Annotated in this window: 12 protein-coding genes and 1 riboswitch; of the genes, 7 read left to right on the top strand and 5 right to left on the bottom strand. The window is 65.2% G+C overall.

The window, feature by feature from the left end:
• Positions 1–6 precede the first annotated feature (6 nt).
• The 4 genes from AC13FW_RS04805 (at position 7) to AC13FW_RS04820 (ending at position 6,381) form a co-directional block, all read left to right on the top strand.
• Positions 7–2,196 carry a formylglycine-generating enzyme family protein gene (locus AC13FW_RS04805; RefSeq protein ID WP_482988372.1) on the top strand — a complete coding sequence of 730 codons (2,190 nt, stop codon included), beginning with the start codon at positions 7–9 and terminating at the stop codon, positions 2,194–2,196.
• A complete protein-coding gene (locus AC13FW_RS04810; protein ID WP_482988373.1) occupies positions 2,193–4,049 on the top strand; it encodes a glycoside hydrolase family 127 protein in 1,857 nt (618 codons plus the stop codon). The genes AC13FW_RS04805 and AC13FW_RS04810 overlap by 4 nt, the downstream gene beginning before the upstream one ends.
• Positions 4,050–4,211: 162 nt before the next feature.
• A complete protein-coding gene (locus tag AC13FW_RS04815; protein ID WP_282267488.1) occupies positions 4,212–5,405 on the top strand; it encodes a CaiB/BaiF CoA transferase family protein in 1,194 nt (397 codons plus the stop codon).
• Positions 5,406–5,418: 13 nt separating this feature from the next.
• Complete coding sequence (locus tag AC13FW_RS04820) at positions 5,419–6,381, top strand: transaldolase (RefSeq protein WP_482988374.1); 963 nt, start codon at positions 5,419–5,421, stop codon at positions 6,379–6,381.
• A gap of 240 nt (positions 6,382–6,621) precedes the next feature.
• On the opposite strand, the gene AC13FW_RS04825 is transcribed toward AC13FW_RS04820, so the two are convergent.
• The 4 genes from AC13FW_RS04825 to AC13FW_RS04840 all read right to left on the bottom strand — a co-directional run bounded on the left by AC13FW_RS04825 (position 6,622) and on the right by AC13FW_RS04840 (position 11,969).
• A complete protein-coding gene (locus tag AC13FW_RS04825; RefSeq protein ID WP_482988375.1) occupies positions 6,622–8,037 on the bottom strand; it encodes a coniferyl aldehyde dehydrogenase in 1,416 nt (471 codons plus the stop codon).
• A 311-nt stretch (positions 8,038–8,348) separates the two neighbouring features.
• A complete protein-coding gene (locus tag AC13FW_RS04830; RefSeq protein WP_282267494.1) occupies positions 8,349–10,070 on the bottom strand; it encodes a cation acetate symporter in 1,722 nt (573 codons plus the stop codon).
• Positions 10,067–10,384, bottom strand: a complete 318-nt coding sequence (locus AC13FW_RS04835) for a DUF485 domain-containing protein (RefSeq protein ID WP_282267496.1) — start codon at positions 10,382–10,384, stop codon at positions 10,067–10,069. Before AC13FW_RS04835 ends, AC13FW_RS04830 begins: the two co-directional genes overlap by 4 nt.
• 151 nt (positions 10,385–10,535) lie before the next feature.
• Positions 10,536–11,969, bottom strand: coding sequence for a DcaP family trimeric outer membrane transporter (locus AC13FW_RS04840; RefSeq protein WP_482988376.1), 1,434 nt, complete (start codon positions 11,967–11,969; stop codon positions 10,536–10,538).
• A gap of 239 nt (positions 11,970–12,208) precedes the next feature.
• Between AC13FW_RS04840 and acs the strand changes: the two genes are divergently transcribed.
• Both acs and AC13FW_RS04850 read left to right on the top strand, forming a co-directional pair.
• Positions 12,209–14,152 carry an acetate--CoA ligase gene (gene acs, locus AC13FW_RS04845; RefSeq protein WP_482988377.1) on the top strand — a complete coding sequence of 648 codons (1,944 nt, stop codon included), beginning with the start codon at positions 12,209–12,211 and terminating at the stop codon, positions 14,150–14,152.
• Between the two features lie 129 nt (positions 14,153–14,281).
• Entirely contained in the window at positions 14,282–14,947 is a 666-nt protein-coding gene (locus AC13FW_RS04850) for a response regulator transcription factor (protein ID WP_057629262.1), read from the top strand.
• Positions 14,948–15,595: 648 nt separating this feature from the next.
• Here AC13FW_RS04850 and AC13FW_RS04855 read toward each other — a convergent pair.
• Positions 15,596–18,070 (bottom strand): methyl-accepting chemotaxis protein, encoded by a 2,475-nt coding sequence (locus AC13FW_RS04855; RefSeq protein WP_482988378.1) that lies wholly within the window; start codon positions 18,068–18,070, stop codon positions 15,596–15,598.
• A 201-nt stretch (positions 18,071–18,271) separates the two neighbouring features.
• Positions 18,272–18,433: riboswitch (yybP-ykoY riboswitch) on the top strand.
• Positions 18,434–18,443: 10 nt separating this feature from the next.
• Here AC13FW_RS04855 and AC13FW_RS04860 point away from each other — a divergent pair.
• Positions 18,444–19,049, top strand: a complete 606-nt coding sequence (locus AC13FW_RS04860; protein ID WP_482988379.1) for a manganese efflux pump MntP — start codon at positions 18,444–18,446, stop codon at positions 19,047–19,049.

Raw genomic sequence — 19,049 nt, forward strand, 5'->3', positions numbered from 1 at the left:
ACTGCCATGACCTCCCCCTACCCCGCCCCCGATTACGACACCGATTCCCCCGATCACGGGCGTGAGGCGATCTACACCGAGTACAAGTTCTCGCACGTCACCACCGGCCGCTACCTGCCGACGCCGGGCAAGGCACCGGCGTGGCCGTTCGCCGACATCGGCAGCTGGATGATCGATGCCAATGCCAGCGCCGCCGACTGGTTGACCGAGCTGAAGGACTGGCGCCAGGAACACCTGGTGCGCATCGGCTATACCGACGTGAACTACCGTCGCCCGGAACTGCAGTGGGCGCAGCGCAACTTCGTGCACGCGCAGATGATGGTCGAGGACCGCTATTTCTTCGACGTGGAAACCGCGCAGTACACCGTCGACAAGTACCTGGACGATCTGATCGAACGCTTCGGCGGCCTGGACTCGGTATTGATCTGGTACATCTACCCGAACATCGGCATCGACGACCGCAACCAGTTCGATCTGGCGCACACGCTGCCGGGCGGCCTGGAAGGTTTGACCGCCGCGGTGAAGGCATTCCAGAAGCGCGGCGTGCGCGTGTTCCTGCCGGCCAAGCCGTGGGACCACGGCACCCGTGACCCGGGCGTGACGCATTGGGACGGGCTGGCCGAGATCATCAAGGCCACCGGTGCCGACGGCATCAACGGCGACACCTTCAACGGCGTGCCGCGTGCATTCTTCGATGCCTGCGATGCCAACGGCAACCCGGTGGTGGTGCAGCCCGAGTCCACCATCAGCTCGGAAGAGCAGCTGATCTGGAACGTGCAGAGTTGGGGCAAGAAGGCACCCGATGGCCCGGTGCCGCCGGTGTCCAAGTGGAAGTGGCTGGAGCCGCGCCACATGGTCAACTACGAGAATCGCTGGGGTCGCAACCGCAACCACGACCTGCAGTACTGCTTCTTCAACGGCATCGGCTACAACGCCTGGGAAAACATCTGGGGCATCTGGAACCAGTTCACCGCGCGTGATGGTGAAACCCTGCGCCGCATCGCCGCCATCTATCGCCAGTTCCCGGCGCTGATCGTGGCCATGGACTGGGAGCCCTACCAGGTCTGCTACCAGGGCGGCACTTTCGCCAGCAAGTTCCCGGTCGACGGCCAGTGCCTGCACACCTTCATCAACCGCAACGAGTACGCAGTCAATGGTGAGCAGATCGGCCTGCCGCATGTGGACGGCACCCGTTACTACGATGTCTGGCACGGCGTGGAACTGTCGCCGGCCGTGCGTGATGGCCTGGCCATCATCGAGCTGCCGATGGAAGCACGCGGCTTTGGTGCGGTGCTGAGCGTGCAGCCGGGCGTTGCCGTTGAAGGCCTGGATGCGTTCCTGATCGAAGCTGCCAAGCGCGCCGAGCAGCCGCTGAACAGTTTCTCCGGCGCATGGAAGGCAATCCCGCAGCAGCTGCGCGAGATTCCCGCCACCACCGCGCAGGCTGCCGCGCCGCAGGGCATGGTCACCATCCCGGCTGGCGAGTTCGTGTTCGCCGTTGGCGGTGTCGAGATCGAAGGCTTCAACTGGGCCGGCCAGGACGTGCAGTTCCCGTGGGAAGACTGCCCGCGCCGTCACCATCGCAAGCTGATGCAGATGCAGGCGTTCCATATCGATCGCCATCCGGTCACCAATGCGCAGTTCAAGGCCTTCATCGATGCCACCGGCTATCACCCGGCCGATGACATCAACTTCCTCGCCCATTGGATCGATGGCGCACCGCGCGCCGGCTGGGACAACAAGCCGGTGATCTGGGTGTCGCTGGAAGACGCACGCGCCTACGCCGCATGGGCCGGCAAGCGTCTGCCGCACGAATGGGAATGGCAGTACGCCGCGCAGGGCAGCGATGGCCGCACCTATCCGTGGGGCAATGACTGGGACCAGAGCCGTGTGCCGCAGGTCAACCGCGGCCGCCGCCTGCTGGCTCCGGCCGATGTCGATGCGCATCCGCAGGGCGCAAGCCCGTTCGGTGTCGAGGACCTGGTCGGCAACGTGTGGCAGTGGACCGATGAGTTCAGCGACGAGCACACCCGTGCGGCGATCCTGCGCGGTGGCTCCAGCTACCAGCCGCAGACCTCGCATTGGTATTTCCCGCAGGCCTACCGCCTGGACCAGCACGGCAAGTACCTGCTGATGGCACCGGCCAAGGACCGCAGCGGCATGCTCGGCTTCCGCTGCGTGGTGGACGCGGCATGAGTGCGGCGATCACCAGCGGCCAGCAGCTGATCACACCGGCAGCAGTGAAGCTCGACGGTGTGTTCGGGCAGATGCTCGCCGCCAACCGCAGCGGCCGCCTCAGCCACTTCATCGTTGATGAAGCCAGCCCCTCGATCAGCATCTTCGGCCAGGCACACAAGCAGCAGAACCAGGAAGGCGACTGGTACGGCGAACACGCCGGCAAGTGGCTGTCGGCCACCGCCCGCGCAGTCGCACAGGGCGACCAGCCCGAACTGGAAGCCAACCTGCGCCGTGTCGCCGATTGGCTGATCAGCCAGCAGGACGACGATGGCTATCTGGGCAACTATGCCGCTGACCGCCGCTTCACCGTGCCGCAGCCGCCCAAGCCCGAGAGCTGGAACGGCGAACCGGCGCTGCGCACCTGGGACATCTGGACCCACAGCTACCTGATCCTCGGTTTCCTTGAGACCTGGCGCGCACTGGGCGATGACAGCTATCTGCAGGCCGCACGGCGCATCGCCGACCTGTGCTGGCAGGCGCTGGAATCGGGCATCGACATCACCACGCTGGGCAACCACCACGGCATGTCGGCGACGGTGCTGCTGGACCCGGCCGCCGACCTGTACCTGGTCACCGGTGAGCCGCGCTATCTGGCGCTGGCCGAAAAGATCCTGCAGCAGGCCAACGCCAATCCGCGCCTGGCCCTGCTCGACAAGGGCATCGCCAACGAAGACGCCGCCTTCATCGCCACCGGCAAGGCCTACCAGCTGTCGTGGAATCTTGTTGGCTTGGCCAAGCTGTACAAGGCCACCGGCAAGGCCGATTACAAGCTGGCCATCGACAACCTGTGGAACAACATCCGCGAGCAGCACCTGACCCTGGGCGGCGGCCCGTGGGGCGGCGTCGCCCATCGCTCGCGCGAGGTGTTCAACGCACCGCGCACCTTCTTCCCGCAGGCCTATGTGGAAACCTGCTCGGTGCTGGCATGGATGCAGCTCAACCGCGAGCTGCTGGCCATCAGCGGCCACGCGCGTTACGCAGACGAGCTGGAACGCACCGCCTACAACGACCTGCTGGCGGCGATGGCGCCGAACGGTGAGGACTGGTGTTACTACACCTTCCCCAACGGCAAGCGCGTGCACACGACGTACTGGCGCTGCTGCAAGTCCTCCGGCGCGATGGCGGTGGAAGAGCTGCCGCAGATTGCCTATGGCGTTGCCGCCGATGGTGGCCTGCGGGTGAACCTGTACGGCGCCGGTGAAGCCACGCTTCATCACGCGGAAGCCGGCAAGGTGGTGCTGCAGCAGCAGACCCGCTATCCATTCAATGGCGATATCAGCCTGCGGGTGACGCCCGAGCACAGTGCCAGCTTCGGCATCGGCCTGCGCATCCCAGCCTGGGCCGAGGACGCCCGCATCCAGGTCAATGGCATCAACGTGCCGGTGCAGGTTGGCACGGATGGTTACGTGCAGCTGCAGCGCCAGTGGCAGGCCGGCGATCTGGTCAGCGTGAAGCTGCCGATGCAGCCGCAGCTGCACCGCGCCGCCAACATCAACGTGCAGGAATCGCGTGCACCGGACGGCTCGCCGGTAGCGCAGGAAGTGCTGCGCTGGGAGTACGTCGGCTTGAGCTACGGCCCGCTGGTCTATGCAACCACGCTGATCGATGGCTTCAAGACCGATGAAACGGTGAAGCTGCCGGAAGGGGATCCCTCGCGCTGGCTGCAGGTAGGCCAGGACGAAGGTGAAGGCGCGCCGGTGACGATGCAGCTGGAATGCCGCGCGCCGCTGGTGTTCGAGCCCTATTACCGCTGTGGTGGCCGCGAACACGACGTCTGGCGCCTGAGCTGGCTGTCACTGGCCCCGCACTAAGCCTGTCACCGCTGCCTGTCACCAGAAACTGTGAAGGCAGCGGTGGTTTTGAAGGCGATGACACCGCGATACCTGCTTTTTGTCCTCGCTGAAAATACCCGCACGATATGTTTCTTCCCATCCACCGGGAGGAAACTGCAATCAAGGATTCGAGTGCAGCCAATGTCAGCAAGCAACAACCCATCTCCGTTCGACATCGCCCAGCGCGATGGTGCCCGTGGCCCGCTCAGCGGCGTGCGCGTGCTGGACCTGAGCGCCTATATCGCCGGGCCTTACGGCTGCACCCTGCTGGCCGACCAGGGCGCGGAAGTGATCAAGGTGGAACCGCCGGTTGGCGACAACCTGCGCAAATACCCGTCCACGCTGGAGGCCGAGAGCCGCGCCTTCCTCGGCGTGAACCGCTCCAAGCGCGGCGTGGTGCTGGACCTGAAGGAAGCCGACCAGCGTGCGGTGCTGATGCGCCTGGTGCGCGAGGCCGACGTGCTGGTGCACAACTTCCGCCCCAGCGTGCCGGCCCGCCTGGGCATCGATTTCGACAGCCTGAACAAGATCAACCCGCGCCTGGTGTATTGCGCGGTCACCGGTTACGGCGAGGACGGTCCGCTCAAGGACAAGGCCGGCTACGACCAGGTGCTGCAGACCATGACCGGCATGTGCGCGATGCAGGGCAAGCCCGGTGGCGCGCCGGAAATCCTGTACGGCTCGGTGGTCGACTACTACGCCGCTGCGCTGGTGGCTGCCGGTGTGTCTTCGGCATTGTTCGAGCGCGAACGCAGTGGCGAAGGCCAGTACGTGGGCGTGTCGCTGCTGCGCAGCGCGCTGACCATGCAGTCGGCACGGATGATCTGGGCCGAAGGCGAGCCCGAAGGCGTGGGCCGCGACATGCGTTCGGGCGGTGTCACCGGCATCCACCCGACCGCGCAGGGCCATCTGTACATCTCGGCCAATACGCCGCGCTTCTGGCAGGCGTTGTGCGACAAGATCGGCCTGCCGGCAATGGGCAGCGATCCGCGCTACGACACCGTGCGCAAGCGCGCCGAGCATTCCGACGAACTGCTGGCCAAGCTGCATGCGGCACTGGCTGCACGCAGTGCGCTGGAATGGGAAGCGCTGTTCGGCGAAGAAGTGCCGTGCGCGGCCGCGCGCAAGGTCGAGGACATGTTCGAGCACCCGCAGGTGCTGGCCGAAGAAATGATCACCACCCTGCAGCACCCTTTGCTGGGCAGCTACCGCGGCATCACCCGCCCCATAGTGTTTGGTCGCACCCCCGGCCCGCAGCCATTCGCCGCGCCGACCTTCGACCAGGACACTGCCGCTGTCATCGCCGCCGTCGATGATGGCGACACCCCCGCCTGATCCGGAGCACCTCATGAGCACTGCATCCAAGCTCGCGCAGCTGCGCGAACTGTCCGTCGTCGTCGCCGATACCGGCGATTACGATGCCATCAAGCGCCTGCGTCCGGTCGACTGCACCACCAACCCGACGCTGGTGAAGAAAGCCCTCGACCTGCCGGTCTATGCCGGTCTGATCGAGCGCGAGCTGCAGTGGGGCCGTGCCCAATCCGGTGACAAGCAGGCCATCGCCAATGCCGTGGTCGATCGCCTGACGGTCGGCGTCGGCACCATGCTGGCCGAGCTGGTGCCAGGCCGCGTGTCCACCGAAGTGGATGCCGACCAGGCGCACAACACCGAGGCCACGATTGCCAAGGCGCGCGAGTTCATCGCCATGTACGAAGCGGCCGGCGTTCCGCGCAGCAAGGTGCTGATCAAGATCGCCGCGACCTGGGCCGGCGTCGAAGCCGCACGTGTGCTGCAGGCCGAAGGCATCGACTGCAACCTGACCCTGATCTTCAACCCGACCCAGGCCCTGGCCTGCTCGGAAGCCGGTTCGTTCCTGATCTCGCCGTTTGTCGGCCGCATCCTCGACTGGTACGTGGCCAACGGCCAGACCCCGGCCAACATCGACGAAGACCCGGGCGTGGTGTTCGTGCGCGGTGTGTTCGCCGAGTTCAAGCGTCGCGGTTCCAGCACGGTGGTGATGGGTGCGTCGTTCCGTTCGACTGCGCAGATCGAAGCGCTGGCTGGCTGTGATCGCCTGACGATCTCGCCGGACCTGCTGGAGAAGCTGGATGCTGACTTCGGCGAGCTGCCGCGCAAGCTGGTGGCCGGTGCTGCCGAAGCGGTGAACGTCGCTGCGATCGATGAAGCGAAGTTCGATGCGGATATGGCGGCCGATCCGATGGCCACCGAGAAGCTAGCTACCGGTATTGAGGCGTTTGCGAAGGATCTGCAGACTTTGCGTCAGCGGATTGCGGATGAGTTGGGCGGCTGACAGCCAAAGCAATGCCCGATTACTCCCTTCTCCCGCCGGGAGAAGGTGCCCGAAGGGCGGATGAGGGTAAGAGCGAAGCCTGGAGATAATTGGCTCCAGGCGGCTTCGCCCCCTACCCTCACCCCAACCCCTCTCCCGCAGGGAGAGGGGCTTTCAACAGCTTTTCGACACCCGGCTCCCTCTCCCTCGTGCCGGGGTCACCGCAGCCGGCCCCCTGTGCCTGGTTGCGGCTTTTCTACCTCAGCGCGAAATCATCTCGATGAAACGCGCTACCCGTGTGTACGGCGGCCGCAGCAGGTCACTGCCGGCCCGGCGGGTCTGCCACAACACCGGCAAGCGCTTGCTCATCGCATCGAAGCCGGCCTTGCCGTGGTACGCGCCCATGCCGCTTGCACCAACGCCACCAAACGGCAATCCGTTGATCGCGAAATGCAGCAAGGTGTCGTTGACGGTGACACCGCCGGCAATGGTCTGGCCGACGATCTTCTCCACCGTCGCCTTGTCATGGCTGAAGGGATACAGGGCCAAGGGCCGGTCGCGGCCATTGATGGTGGCGATGGCCTCGTCCAGTGAACGATAGCTGCGGATCGGCAGGATCGGCCCGAAGATTTCATCCTGCATCACCGTCGCGTCATCGCCCGGTTGCAGGATCAAGGTCGGTGGGAACAGCCGCTCGCGGCGCGAGCGTTCGGCATCGATATCAGCCAGCGGCAATACCTGCAGGCCACGCGCGCGCGCGTCATCCACATAGCCCTGCAGACGCTGGTACTGGCCCTCGTTGATGATGCGGCTGTAATCGGCAGCATCACTGAAGTCGCCGTAACGCAGCCGCACCTGCGCACGCAGCGCGGCAACCAAGGCATCAACCCGTGCTTCGTCGATCAACACATAATCCGGTGCGATGCAGGTCTGGCCGGCATTGAACCACTTGCCGGTGGCCAAGCGTGCTGCTGCGCCTTCCACCGGATAGTCCGCTGCCACCAGCGCTGGTGATTTACCGCCAAGCTCCAGCGTCAGCGGCGTCAAATGCTGCGCGGCGGCCGCCATCACCTTGCGGCCAATCGCGGTGGAGCCGGTGAATACCAGATGGTCGAACGGCAGGCCCGAGAACGCAGAGGCCACGCTGGCATCGCCCTGCACCACCGCCACCCGATCAGCGGGAAATACCTCGGCCAACAAAGACTGCAGGAACGCTGAGCTGTTCGGTGTGTGCTCGGACGGCTTGAGCATCACGTGGTTACCAGCAGCAATCGCCGTTGCCAATGGCACCAGCGCCAGATTGACCGGGTAGTTCCACGGCGAGATCACCCCGACCACGCCCACCGGCACCGGTCGCACCTGCGCCCGCGCCGGCCAGAAGCGCCAGCCCACGCCAATCCGCTCCGGCTTCATCCAGCCACGCAGGTGCGAGAGCAGGTGATCGATCTCGCCAGTGACGGTCATGCCGTCGGCGATCACCGATTCGTGTTTGGAGCGATGTCCGAAGTCGGCAGCAATCGCTTCGGTCATTTCCGGAATGCGCGTCTTGAATGCGGCGCGCAGGCGGCGCAGGTCATCGCGGCGCTGCGCGTACTCCGGCTTGTGCAGCTGCCAGGCGCCACGCAGCTGCGTCAGCCGCTGCTGCAACGTGTTTGAACCATCGGTCTGTGGATCCATGGTGCCTCCCCAAGATCAGCGGCCACTGTAAACCTGTGTGCGTTGAGGAGTGAAGGCTTGTGTGCGGGGCGGGCGTGATGTGCTGCGCAAAGTCGCGAGCGAAGGCGGTGGAGCTACCCCTCCCCAACCCTCCCCTGCGCGTTGCGCAAGGGAGGGAGCAGAACGCGTGACCTGTCAGCCCCCCGTGCATGCCGTTTTTGCCCCCTCTCTTTGCCGTAGGCAAGGGGAGGGCTGGGGAGGGGTGCTCTCCGCGCACAAAAAAGGCCGCCCCCTTGCGGAGGCGGCCCTTGCACTACGCATTGCTCAAGCAATCAGTGCGAAGAAGCCTTGCTCGCACCAATACCGGTCTCGGCACGGACTTCCTGTGCCGGGTAGGCGGCACGCTCGGCCTGGGCGTTCTTGCTCTTGTCGGTGATCGAGAAGAACCAGATGCTGACGAAGGCAATCGTCATCGAGAACAGCGCCGGGCTGGTGTACGGGAACGGCGCGCTGCCGGCCGCATTGCCCAGCGTGTCCACCCATACCGATGGCGACAGCAAGGTCAGGATCAGCGACGAGGCCAGGCCCAACGAACCACCAATCACCGCACCGCGGGTGGTGCAGTCCTTCCACAGCAGCGACAGGATCAGCACCGGGAAGTTGGCCGAAGCGGCGATGGCGAAGGCCAGCGACACCATGAAGGCCACGTTCTGCTTCTCGAACACGATACCCAGCAGCACTGCGATCACGCCCAATGCCAAGGTGGTGACGCGCGAGACACGCAGCTCCGAGCCCGGTGCCGGGTTGCCCTTCTTGAACACGGTGGCATACAGGTCATGCGACACCGCCGATGCACCGGACAGCGTCAGGCCTGCGACCACGGCCAGGATGGTGGCGAACGCAACGGCCGAGATGAAGCCCATGAACATATTGCCGCCGACGGCCTTGCCGACCAGCACGGCTGCCATGTTCGGGCCGCCCTGGATGGTGCCGGTGACCGGGTCCGCATACTCCGGGTTGGTCAGCACCAGTGCGATCGCACCGAAGCCGATGATGAAGATCAGGATGTAGAAGTAGCCGATCCAGGTGGTTGCCCATAGCACCGACTTGCGTGCCTGCTTTGCATCGGGAACGGTGAAGAAGCGCATCAGGATGTGCGGCAGGCCGGCAGTACCGAACATCAGTGCCATGCCGAACGAGATTGCCGAGATCGGATCCTTGACGAAGCCACCAGGCCCCATTATCGCCAGGCCGGTACTGGCCGCTTCCTCCGCACTCTTGCCGCCGTTGGCTGCGATCTGGGTCTTGACCCGCACCGCTTCGGTGAACAATGCCTCGAAGCTGAAGTTGAAGTGCCACATCACCATCACGGCCATGAAGGTCACGCCGGACAGCAGCAGGCAGGCCTTGATGATCTGCACCCAGGTGGTGGCAGTCATGCCGCCGAACAACACGTAGACCATCATCAGCACGCCGACCAGCGCCACTGCGATCCAGTAGTCCAGGCCGAACAGCAGCTTGATCAACGCACCGGCGCCGACCATCTGTGCAATCAGGTAGAACAGCACCACGACCAGCGTGCCCGATGCCGCGAACATGCGGATGGGCTTGGCCTGGAAACGGTAGCCGGCGACGTCGGCAAAGGTGAAGCGGCCGAGGTTGCGCAGGCGTTCTGCCATCAGGAAGGTCAGGATCGGCCAACCGACGAGGAAGCCCAATGCGTAGATCAGGCCGTCGTAACCATTGGTCATCACCGCAGCGGTGATGCCGAGGAAGGACGCCGCCGACATGTAGTCACCAGCGATGGCCAGGCCGTTCTGGAAACCGGTGATGCCGCCACCGGCGGTGTAGAAGTCGGACGCCGACTTGGTGCGGCCTGCGGCCCACTTGGTGATGCCAAGCGTGAACACCACGAAGGTCGCGAACATGATGATCGCGGTCCAGTTGGTCGGCTGGCGCACGGTCTGGCCGATATCGCCACCGGCAGCCATGGCCGCACCGCTGGCGATCAGCAGACCGAGCAACGCGCCCGATCGGAGGACGGAGTGGTTCATTGTGCTTCCTCCACGATCTCTTCGGTCAACTTGTCGAATTCCTTGTTGGCACGACGCACGTAGAAGCCAGTGATGACGATGGTGAACACCATCAAGCCCAAGGCGATCGGAATGCCGACCGTGGTGATCTTGCCGGCACCTATCGGCGTGGCCAGGAAGGCCTTGTCGAAGGCAATCAGGCCGATATAGCCGTAATACCCCAGCAGCATCAGGATGGTCAGGAACCAACCCAGCTTGTTGCGCGAGCTGCGCAACCGTTGGTATTTCGGGTTGGAGGCGATCCGCTCTACACGGGGATCGACGGAAGCATTCATCGGAATTCTCCAGGCGTTGGGAATACGAACGCCATGGCATGCGGAGATGCCTTGACGGTCACATGAGTGCTCCCCGTGGGGGTAGGGAGATGAGGCGTACTACATTTTCAGGCGCGGTACCGGCGGCACTGCACCGCCGGCACCGGATGGGTCAGAAGCTGTACTTGGTGGTGAACTGCAGGCGGCTGATATCGCCCTTCTTGCCGTTCTCGATCTCGCGCACGCCGTACATCAACTCGGCACCGACATCGACCTTGGGCATCGGCGTGTAGAAGATGTTGCCGCGGATCGACTGCACGCTCTTGGTGACCAGGTCACCGGTGATGGACGCGTTGTTGTCGTAGTCGCTGCGTGCGTAGATCAGGTTGGTGCGCAGCTTCGGGCTGAAGGCATGGCGCCAGCCGACATAGCCGGCAACCACGCCGGTCGGATCGATCTCGTCGCGGATCGCGTCATAGCCGCTGTCGGCGGTGATGCCCAGGCCGATGTAGCGCGAAATGCCTTCGCCACCGGTCAGCTGGTAATGCAGGGTATCGGCATCACCCATCAGCCACTTGCCGCCGAGGGTAACGCCGCCGGCCACCTTGCTGGCATCGGCACCGGTGGTCTGGTTGTCGAGCTTGAGCTGACGCACCAGGCCGGCGACGCCGAAGGTGCCCCAGTCGCCCTTCCAGCCGTAACGCACGGTCAGGTCGGGCATCGAGCCACGGTCGGAGTTGGCAACCGCCGGCACGTTCCACTTGTTGGTGACCGGGTTGAAGGTGCCGGTAAGCGTGGTGGTTTCCGGGTTTTCCAGGGCAACACTCAGGCCGCCATTGGTGTAACGGATCTGCGCCTGGCGCACGAACACCACGCCATCGGTGGGACCAACGAAGTCAGCCGCTTCCGGAATCGAGGCCGCGTCCATGAAGTTGGACCAGGTCTGGCCGGCCAACCACTTGTTCCAGTACATGTAGGCGTGGCGCAGGGTGACGCCGTAGGTGTTGGTCGCGGTCTGGTTGCCCAGCGAGTTGCCGAAGAAATCCATCTCGACCATCGCGCCGGCCTTGTCGCCGTTCTCGGCGACATGGTCCACGCCCAGGTTGAAGCGCGAGAACTTGGCGTGGGCGTTGTAGTCCACGTCCGAGGCCTTGCCCGAACCACCGGCGCCATGCACCGGCGTCTGGCCCGGCAGATACAGCGCGCGGCCGGTGGCATCGTCGGCCAGCTGGCCGTCGCCGGTACGGGTGGCGAGGAAATCGGCCTTGATGAAGCCACCGACCTTGAAGGTGGTGCCCGCCGCGGCGCCCGGGGTGATGCTGGTCAGCTGAATTGGCTGCTTGCCTGCCGGCACCGCCGGTGCAGCAGCACGCTCGGCCTGTGCAGTGCGCACCTGCACCACTTCACTCTGGGTCTGGGCAATCGCGCCCTGCTGTTGCTGCTGGGTGGACAGCAGCAGCTGCACTTGGCGCTCCAGATCAGCGACGCGCGCTTCCAGTGCCTTCTCTTTTGCGGTCTCGGCGAAGGCCATGCCCGGCGCGACCAGCGCGACGAACAGGGCAGCGGCAAGTGGCCGGCGGGCCGTTTTCAGGATGTTTCGATTCATTGGGGCTGCCTCTCTCCAGGCTGGCGAACGGTCCGCGCCGGTTGCACGGTCGGAGCCAGCGTGCGCGGCGATGGCAGCGGCCGGCTATTCGCCATTAGTCGTAAGCAGACGTCTGTTCGACCATCGTCTAACAGAAGATGCAGCGCGAGGTGGGGTGGATGCGGCACACTTGGGGTGTCCCGGCCCTGTCCCACGACAGGGCTCATTCATTGGTTACAAGTGCAAAGGTGAGGGTTGCCATGACTGATGTATATCCCGTTGATTCCGCGTTCGCCGAGAAGGCACGGATCGACAAGAACACGTACCAGCAGCTGTACCGCGAATCGGTCGAAAACCCCGATGCGTTCTGGGCCAAGGCTGCAGAACGTCTGGACTGGTACAAGAAGCCGACCAAGATCAAGAACGTCAGCTACCAGCTCGACGATTTCCGCATCAAGTGGTTCGAAGACGGCGAACTCAACGTCAGCGTCAACTGCCTTGACCGGCAGCTGGCCACGCGCGGTGACAAGACCGCCATCCTGTTCGAGGCCGATGGCCCGGACAGCCCGGCGCAGAAGGTCACCTACCGCGAACTGCACCAGCGCGTCTGCCGCCTGGGCAATGCACTGCGCAACCTCGGCATCAAGAAGGGTGACCGCGTCACCATCTACCTGCCGATGATCGTCGATGCCGCGGTGGCGATGCTGGCCTGCGCCCGTGTCGGTGCGATCCACTCGGTGGTGTTCGGTGGCTTTGCCGCCAACTCCATCGCCGACCGCGTCGGCGACTGCGCCAGCAAGCTGATCATCACCGCCGACGAAGGCCTGCGTGGTGGCAAGAAGGTGCCGTTGAAGGCCAACGTCGATGCCGCATTGAAGCTGCCCGGCACCAATACCGTGGAAACGGTGCTGGTCGTACGCCACACCGGTGGTGCGGTCGACATGCAGGCGCCGCGCGACCGCTGGTTCCACGATGTGGTGGACACCCAATCCGCCGAGTGCGAACCCGAGCGCATGAACGCCGAAGATCCACTGTTCATCCTCTATACCTCCGGCTCCACCGGCAAGCCCAAGGGCGTGCTGCACACCACCGGCGGTTACCTGCTGTACGCGGCCTACACCCATGAAGCGGTGTTCGACCTGCGCGAGGACGACATCTACTGGTGCACCGCCGACGTCGGCTGGGTCACCGGCCACAGCTACATCGTCTACGGCCCGCTGGCCAACGGCGCCACCTCGGTGATGTTCGAAGGCGTGCCGAACTACCCGAACACCTCGCGCTTCTGGGAAGTGATCGACAAGCACCAGGTCACCATCTTCTACACCGCGCCCACCGCCATCCGTGCGCTGATGCGCGATGGCGAGGAGCCGGTGAAGCGCACCTCACGCAAGAGCCTGCGCCTGCTCGGCAGCGTCGGTGAGCCGATCAATCCGGAAGCCTGGCGCTGGTATTACGATGTGGTCGGCGATGCACGCTGCCCGATCGTGGATACCTGGTGGCAGACCGAAACCGGCGGCATCCTGATTTCGCCGCTGCCGGGTGCAACCGACCTCAAGCCTGGCTCGGCAACGCTGCCGTTCTTCGGCGTGCAGCCGGCGCTGGTCAGTGCCGACGGCGAGCCGCTGGAAGGCGCCACCGAAGGCAACCTGATCATCCGCGATTCCTGGCCGGGCCAGATGCGTACCGTCTACGGTGACCACCAGCGTTTCATCGACACCTATTTCCGCACCTACCCGGGCAGCTACTTCACCGGTGACGGTTGCCGTCGCGATGAAGACGGCTATTACTGGATCACCGGTCGCGTCGATGACGTGATGAACGTGTCCGGTCACCGCATCGGCACGGCCGAGGTGGAAAGCGCGCTGGTCTCGCACCCGAAGGTGGCCGAAGCGGCCGTGGTCGGCTTCCCGCACGACATCAAGGGCCAGGGCATCTATGCCTATGTCACCCTGATTGCCGGCGAAGCGCAGACCGACGAGCTGCTCAAGGAACTGATCACCTGGGTGCGCAAGGAAATCGGCCCGATCGCGGCGCCGGATCACCTGCAGTGGGCACCGGGCCTGCCCAAGACCCGCTCGGGCAAGATCATGCGCCGCATCCTGCGCAAGATCGCCGAGAACGCCCCGGACCAGCTCGGCGATACCTCCACACTGGCCGATCCGTCGGTGGTGGCGTCGCTGGTGGAAGAGCGCAAGGTTCGCTAAGCGGTAACTGCCCGGGGCACCACGGTGCCCCGGCTGTCGGTCCATGTGGAGGGCGTGGATCAGCGTCGCAGCCGGTATCCTGTTTCACCGGAAGGGCGTCACGCCCCTTACTTCAGCATTGGATCGCATATGCCTACCCTCCTCATTGCCGATGACCATCCGCTGTTCCGCGAAGCCCTCAAGGGCGCGGTGCAACGCGTCATCCCCGGCGTGCAGCTGATGGAGGCCGACAGCGTCGAAGCACTGTACGCACTGGCCGAACAACACCCCGATGCCGACCTTGTGCTGATGGACCTCAACATGCCCGGCGCACAAGGCTTCAATGCGCTGGTGCACCTGCGTTCGCTGCATCCGCAGCTGCCCATCGTGGTGGTCTCCGCACGCGAAGAAGCCACCGTGATGCGACGCGCACTGGACCATGGCGCATTCGGCTTCATTCCAAAATCCGCCGATTCGGACACCATCGGCCATGCGCTGGGCACCATCCTCGATGGCGAGCGTTGGGCACCGGCGGAGGCGCACAACGTGCCGCCGACCCCGAATGAAGAACGCGAAGTCGGCCAGCGCCTGCGCGAACTGACCCCGCAACAGTTCCGCGTGCTGCAGATGCTCGGCGTGGGCCGGCTGAACAAGCAGATCGCCTATGACCTGGGCGTTTCCGAGGCCACCATCAAGGCCCACGTCACCGCCATCCTGCGCAAGCTCGGCGTCACCAACCGCACCCAGGCGGTGCTGATGGCCGGCAAGCTGGCGATCGACGACGACGCCATCGTACTGCCGCCGGAAGAAGATTGAGTTGCTGCCGGCGCTTGCCTGCGGCTGAGCGCTGAAAACCACCCTTGCACAGCCATCCCCTGCGCGTTGCGCAAGCGAGGGAGCTCCAGCCCCTCCCCTTTGGCGCAGCCAAGGGGGAGGTTGGGAGGGAGTGACTTTGGTTGTGGCTTCTACGCGTTGTCTGGCTTGCCCGCGAACAGCACCCCTCCCCAACCCTCCCCTGCGCGTTGCGCAAGGGAGGGAGCTGCAGCCCCTCCCCTTTGGCGCAGCCAAGGGGGAGGTTGGGAGGGGGTGGCTTTGGCTGTTGCTTCTGCGCGTTGTCTGGCTTGCCCGCTAAAAGCACCCCTCCCCAACCCTCCCCTGCGCGCTGCGCAAGCGAGGGAGCTCCAGCCCCTCCCCTTTGGCGCAGCCAAGGGGGAGGTTGGGAGGGGGTAGCTTTGGTTGTTGCTTCTACGCGTTGTCTGGCTTGCCCGCGAACAGCACCCCTCCCCAGCCCTCCCCTGCGCGTTGCGCAAGGGAGGGAGCCTGGCCCCTCCCCTTTGGCGCAGCCAAGGGGGAGGTTGGGAGGGGGTGGCTTTGGCTGTTGCTTCTGCGTGTTGTCGGGCTTGCCTGCGAACAGCCCTCTCCCCAACCTTCCCCTGCGCGTTGCGCAAGGGGGGGAGCTGCAGCTCATGCCGAGCGCTGCAGCACCGGCTCCGCTGCCGTCGCCGCATCGACCACGAACACTTCCGCCGCTGCGGCCAGCTCCTGCGTCTGCTCGCGCATTGCCTGCGCCGCCTGCGATGAGGCGCGTGCGACCTCGCCACTCTGGCGGGTGCCTTCACCGATACGCCGCAGCAGGCGCTCCACATCATCCACCGCGCTGACCTGCCGCGCCGAGCCTGCATCGATCCGTTCCAGCGCGCTGGCCACCTGCGCCACCCGACCACCAATGTCCTGCATCGCCGCACCGCTGCTGTCAGCCAGCCGCGCGCCTTCCTCCACCTGCCGCAGCGATGCGTCGATCAAGCCGCGGATCTGCTTGGACGCCTCCGCCGAGCGCTGCGCCAGCTGGCGCACCTCGTTGGCCACCACCGCGAAGCCACGTCCGTGGCTGCCGGCCCGCGCGGCCTCGACCGCAGCGTTCAGTGCCAGCAGATTGGTCTGGAACGACAGGCTGTCGACAGTGGCAACGATCTCGCGGATGTGCCGTGAGGACGCCCGCAGCTGGTCCATGCCAGTGATCGCGGCCGCCGTGGCCTGGCGCCCGCGTTCGGCCGCATCGCTGGCCTGCGCCGACACCAGCGCACTCTCGCGCGCACTGCCGGCATTCTCGCGCGCCTCACCGGCCACCGAGCGCACCCGCTGCAACGCCTCCTGCACGTCACCCACCTGCTGTTCCACGCGCCCGGACAGATCGGCGGTTCCACTGGCCATGTCGCCCACCGCCGACTGCACGCTGCCCGCCGATTGCTGTATGCGGGCGACGATGCCGCCAACCTGCTGCATGGCCTCCTCCAGCCCTTGCCGCAGGCGTGCGTAGATGCCCTGGCCGTCGCCGCGCATGCGCGCACTCAGGTCACCGTGGGCGAAGTGGCCGATCACCCGCGTCGCATCCCCCACCTGCGCCTGCACGCTGTCCAGCAGGGAGTTGATGCGCTCGCCCAGCTGCAGCACGAAGCCCTGCTTGTCGGCCAGCACGATGCGTCCCTGCAGGTCACCGGCGGTCGCCGCCGCGACCACCGCGGCCACTTCGTTGACGATCACCCGCTCAAGCCGCCGGTCCTGCCATTCCATCACCAGGCCAAGTACCCGATCAGCTTCCAGCACCGGGCTGGCCCGCAGCAGGAAGCCGCTGTTGCCCAGCTCCACCTCCGCGTCCATTGCCACGCTCTGCTCGAAGGCGGCCCGCATGAGTGCGGCAACTGCCGGCCCGAGTTCGGCCGCCTCGCTGTCCACCTCGGCCGCCCCTTCGATCCCGGCCTGGGCGAAGGCCTGCTGCAACGCCGGATTGGCATAGACCACGCGGCCTGCGGCATCGGTCACCAGCACCGCAGCGCTGGCCACGTCCAATGCCTGCCGTACCCGCTGGTTGGCGCCCGCCGCCAGGCGTTCGCCGGCAATGCGCTCGCGCAGGCTGGACTGCATCTGCATCAGCGCCGCCGCCAACCGACCAATCTCGTCATGCGCGTTGCGCACCACCAACTGGCCGTCCAGATCATCGTCGGCAATGGCGCGGGCGAACGCCGCTGCGTCGGCCAGCGGCCGTTCCACCGCTCGCAACAGCAACAGCAGCAGACTGACCAACAACAAGCCCACCACCAAAACGGTGGCAGCGAAGGCGGCATCCATCCAACGTCGCGCTGCGGCCTGTTCGTCGCGTTGCTTGGCCAGGCTGGCGCGCTGTGCCTGCTGCAAGCGGGTCAGCACCGGCAAGGCCTTGGCGGCAAGGTCGTCCATCGCCTGGGTCTCGCTGTCGGCCCCGTAGCGCGCCGCTGCATAGGACAGGAATGCCTCCTGGTAGCGCTGCATCGCATCGCGCACCTGCTGCTTGCTGCCGTCCGGCATGCGCGCCGCCTGCAGCAGCAGCTCGAAGGGCATCACCTGCGCACTCAGTTCATCCGCGTACTTCTGCTCACGGCGCAGGATGAAGTCCTTCTCGTAGCGGCGCATGGTCAGCATCGACACCTGCAACGCCGCATCGGGATGTTCGCCGATCAGGTTCTCCACTTCGTGCACGGCATTGCGCAGCTGGCCCTGCATGCCGCTGTCGGCATCGTGGCCAAGTTCGGTGATGCGCTGATCCAGTGCCTGACCGGACTGGACATATTCAAGCAGCGGCGCGCGCAATGCCTGCTCCCAAGCCGCGCCCGTCCTGTCCGTGGCCAACAGCGCCTGCAGGCGGCCATTGGCGGCCACAAACGCCTGCCCGGCGGCGGCCGAGAACGACATGGCATACTCGGCCTGGGCGCGGCGCGCCTCGGCAAACGCAGCCACCAGTGCCTCCAGCTGCGCCGCATCCTGCTGGTAACTCTGCAGCCGCTGGTCGGCACCGCGCATGCCAACACTGAGCCAGGCATAGGCCGAGCCGATGACGAGCAGGCCGACCACCAGCGCCAGCAGGCTCAGACGCAGTTTCTGGGCGATACCAAAGGGGAACTTCATGCCGCACTCCGGGCGTAGAGATGCCTCGAAATCGGCCGCATATCAGGTTTCTTGAGTGCTGATTTGCAGGGAATTACCGCGCTGCGTCAGCCGTGCGCGCGTATCAGGCCACGTATCCATGACAGTGATATTTCAGTTCCGCAGTCAGGCCGGCATCCCGGGGCTGTCCGTTCAGATTCGGAGCCCATGCTAGAATCCGCGCTCCCTTGGGGAGTAGCCTGCTTCCAGCATTGGAAGCGCCCACATCAACACACTCGGCCAGTGCGCCGTGGTGTGGGCAGCCAGACCCGGTTGGCGAGACCAGCGGCATGCGTGCGCAACTACGGTTGGGCGCGACGCATGCCGTTTGCGTCCGCCCGACCCGGTAGTCCAGATGTCTCCCATTTCCATTGTTCTGATCGGTTTCGCCATGTCCACCGACGCCTTCGCCGCGGCGGTCGGCAAGGGCGCAGCCATGCGCAAGCCGCGCCTGATTGATGCACTGCGCGCAGGCTTGATCTTCGGCGTCATCGAGGCAATCACGCCGATCATCGGCTGGTTGCTCGGCCGCGCCGCCTCGCAGTACGTGCAGGCCTTCGATCACTGGATCGCGTTCGGCCTGCTCGGGGTACTCGGCGCGCACATGATCATCGCCGGCCTGAAGCCTGGTGATGAAACCGAAGGCGACGGTGATGACGACGCAGGCGAGCAGCACAAGAGTTTCTGGACGCTTGCCGTGACCGGCTTCGCCACCAGCATCGATGCGATGGCGATTGGCGTCGGCCTGGCCTTCCTTGACGTGCATATCGGCGTGGTCGCGCTGGTGATCGGCCTGTGCACGATGATCATGGTGACCATCGGCATCATGCTGGGCCGCGCCCTGGGTGCCGTGGTTGGCAAGCGTGCAGAAATCGTTGGCGGCGTGATCCTGATCATCATCGGCTGCGCGATCCTGTACGAGCATCTGACGGCTGCGGCTGCAGCTGTGGGAGCGGCATGA

Source organism: Stenotrophomonas sp. 21LCFQ19 (assembly GCF_056861425.1).

Bases quoted from the DNA above. Each gene is read 5' to 3' on its own strand.
- AC13FW_RS04820 (WP_482988374.1), top strand. From the start codon at position 5,419: ATGAGCACTGCATCCAAGCTCGCGCAGCTGCGCGAACTGTCCGTCGTC.
- AC13FW_RS04835 (WP_282267496.1), bottom strand. From the start codon at position 10,384: ATGAATGCTTCCGTCGATCCCCGTGTAGAGCGGATCGCCTCCAACCCG.
- AC13FW_RS04815 (WP_282267488.1), top strand. From the start codon at position 4,212: ATGTCAGCAAGCAACAACCCATCTCCGTTCGACATCGCCCAGCGCGAT.
- acs (WP_482988377.1), top strand. From the start codon at position 12,209: ATGACTGATGTATATCCCGTTGATTCCGCGTTCGCCGAGAAGGCACGG.
- AC13FW_RS04855 (WP_482988378.1), bottom strand. From the start codon at position 18,070: ATGAAGTTCCCCTTTGGTATCGCCCAGAAACTGCGTCTGAGCCTGCTG.
- AC13FW_RS04805 (WP_482988372.1), top strand. From the start codon at position 7: ATGACCTCCCCCTACCCCGCCCCCGATTACGACACCGATTCCCCCGAT.
- AC13FW_RS04850 (WP_057629262.1), top strand. From the start codon at position 14,282: ATGCCTACCCTCCTCATTGCCGATGACCATCCGCTGTTCCGCGAAGCC.
- AC13FW_RS04825 (WP_482988375.1), bottom strand. From the start codon at position 8,037: ATGGATCCACAGACCGATGGTTCAAACACGTTGCAGCAGCGGCTGACG.
- AC13FW_RS04830 (WP_282267494.1), bottom strand. From the start codon at position 10,070: ATGAACCACTCCGTCCTCCGATCGGGCGCGTTGCTCGGTCTGCTGATC.
- AC13FW_RS04860 (WP_482988379.1), top strand. From the start codon at position 18,444: ATGTCTCCCATTTCCATTGTTCTGATCGGTTTCGCCATGTCCACCGAC.
- AC13FW_RS04840 (WP_482988376.1), bottom strand. From the start codon at position 11,969: ATGAATCGAAACATCCTGAAAACGGCCCGCCGGCCACTTGCCGCTGCC.
- AC13FW_RS04810 (WP_482988373.1), top strand. From the start codon at position 2,193: ATGAGTGCGGCGATCACCAGCGGCCAGCAGCTGATCACACCGGCAGCA.